A 2,611-nucleotide genomic window follows, 5' to 3' on the forward strand; every position below is an offset into this window, starting at 1 on the left:
GTTCGGCGAATGACGCAGAACCTCGCCCGTATCAATCGGGTGCTTGCGACACGCTGGTACGACCTGCTCATCCCCGATGCGGATTTAGCTGCGCTACAAGAGCGTCTCTCGGACGACCCGGCAGGAGGTAAGCCTCTCGGGATGCACCGAAGGAACCTCTACCGTGTCTTCAATGATCGGGAGCTTACGACCGGTGGTCGCTTCTATGGTGGCTGGTGGCAAAGCGTGCCGAAAGCGTACCGGAGGCACTTGGCCGTGAACGGCAAGCGGATGGTCGAAATCGACTATTCGAACCTCCATCCCGTGATCCTCTACGCTGAAGCTGGCGCAACACCTCCGGTCGACTGTTATCGTGGGATTTTTGATGAAGTGACTGAGACGAAGGGAGGAGCCGAACTCCGCAGTATGGTCAAGGCCACCTTCAATGCAATGCTGAACGCAGAAAGGCCCCTGCGACAGGCTCCCAAAGGTATCGAACCGGGCAAGTTCAATATGTCGTGGCCCAGCGTTTCTAACGCAGTTCGCTCCGCTCACGGACCAATCGAGAATAAATTTTATACTGGTGCAGGAAAACGTCTACAGCGAACCGACAGCGATGTCGCGGAACGCGTGATGTTGGATTTCATTGAAAGCGGCATTCCTATCTTGCCCGTACACGACAGCTTTCTGGTACATGAGGGTCACCGTGAATTTTTGAACAAGTCAATGCAGTCGGCGCTAGTAGAGGTATGTGGCGTCGAGACAAAACTTAAGGTGATTGACGCGGACCTTAGCAGTGTTGTCGCCGAGCAAGCTGCTGATCGGGCCAAGGACCCGGAGGACTTCGGCCCGCAAACGAGTCTAGATATTTCCGAAATCCTCAGCTCGCAGGAAGGGTATGATCGCCGCCTCGACGCTTTTTTCAACATTGAGCAGGCATGACACTTGTTCTCACCAGCGCCGGACCTCTGAAAGGGAGAGAGATGCCACGCGTTCTCAACGCATGAATTTTGACGACTTTTTCGGTACTTGAGAAGAGTGTCCTCAAGGACGTTGCGCTTTCGCACATTCGTAGACCGCCCTAGCGATCTCCAGATGTAGGGACTACCAAGCGTCGCGGAGTTCAATGTGAATCCTGCAGTGTCTTGGGACTCTCTATGCCCGCATGGTGAACGACACAGTCTGCGAGGCGAACTAATGGATGCATTTTTCGGATAGGCTCAAAAATCACTGTTCGTTTTCGTGGCACTTTGTAGGCTCAGCCGAATCGGTAGCAGAGCTATATTGCTAGATCATTGAGATACATGCTTACCTCTCTCTTAGCGCGAAGATTACTGGAGATGTGCGATGAAGAACGATGCGATGGAACAAGAAGGCTCTCGGCCTTCAGTAGAGCCTGTGACAACTGGGGAGGCGGCTAGAGGTAGAGAAGAGAGTCACATAAAGATGCTTCTCAAAGAGCATTGGACGCTGATATGCGGTCTGGTATTTGTATCCTTTGGGTTCTTTCTGCTGCTTGAATTCAAACCTGAAAGCTTAGCTCAAAAGCTTGGCATTGGAATACCGATTGAGGTGGGGTTTGCATTCATTATTGCTTGGGTCGTGGGTATGACCGTAGAGAGGGAGGCTCGCAGGGAGTTAAGTGATCATGCAAACAAGCAGGCCGTAACAATAAGTGAGAACGTATTTAAGTACCTGTATAGTGTTGACCTTCCGAGAGATGTCTTTGATCTCGTCGAGGAGTACGTTTTTAAGCAGAAGGTAATCAAGACATCCCAACTGCTCGTTTTTGACCTCACCTCAGAAATTATTGAGGGTGATTGGATTGCCATGAATTGCGAATTTGATTACAGAATCAAAAACATATCTAGCGAAGATGTCGACTATCCCGTAAGGTTTCATGCTTCGAAAGTCTCTGGCTTGAATGAGCCTAAGGTTGGTGACGTCGGACTAAAGAGCTTAATCATTGGGAGTGAGGAGATTGAAGAGGCCGAGTTTCAGGACATTGATGACGCCGATGAGGATAACGTTGGTCAACAGAAATTTTCAAAGAATGTAACGCTGAGGCCGGGTGAAGAGAAGAGGATAAGAGTAAACTTTTCTCAATATAAGAGAGTCAATGACAATGATCTTTTCCAGACGAACGCGATCAGCCTATGCACGGAATTGCGCGTGCATTACAATGCTGAGATGATGAATCTCTTTTGGGAGCCAGTTCACCCGTCGGAGAAATTTGACAGAGAGATGAATCGGCAAGCTGGCACAAAAAATGCATGTAAAATCGCTGAGATTGATAGTCCGCTGCTGCCAAAACATGGTATCTTCATCTGGTGGAACAAAATTCCGGCTCGTGAGGAAACGCCTCCGGGCGAGATTCATTATCCTGAAGTGCAAGGAAAATAAGCGGAAAGACCCGATAGATGGTCCAATCTTGCCGTTGCTATGACCCTTGAAAGCCTCTAAGCTCACACTACTTAGTGAGGAACTCTACAGCGCTTTCTTATAGGTGACCTATGAAAAACCTAGGGACGGGCGGCGGCACTGGATGCTAACGCTTTGAATTCAAAGAAAATGGGTGAACACAGTTCGCCCATTTTTTCTTTTCTGCGAATCGACTGATGATTCCGATCGA

At 49.4% G+C, this 2,611-nt stretch carries 1 protein-coding gene and 1 pseudogene; both read left to right on the forward strand.

Features of this window, described 5'->3' with window-relative positions; translation table 11 throughout:
- A pseudogene (locus tag G0D83_RS30785) lies at positions 1-921 on the forward strand (hypothetical protein); the annotation flags it as partial.
- A 405-nt stretch (positions 922-1,326) separates the two neighbouring features.
- On the forward strand, positions 1,327-2,382 hold the full coding sequence (locus tag G0D83_RS30790; protein ID WP_164198531.1) for a DUF485 domain-containing protein: 1,056 nt from the start codon (positions 1,327-1,329) through the stop codon (positions 2,380-2,382).
- The last annotated feature ends 229 nt before the right edge of the window (positions 2,383-2,611 follow it).

It is taken from the genome of Salipiger sp. PrR003 (assembly GCF_010500785.1).
Lineage (GTDB): Bacteria > Pseudomonadota > Alphaproteobacteria > Rhodobacterales > Rhodobacteraceae > Salipiger > Salipiger pacificus_A.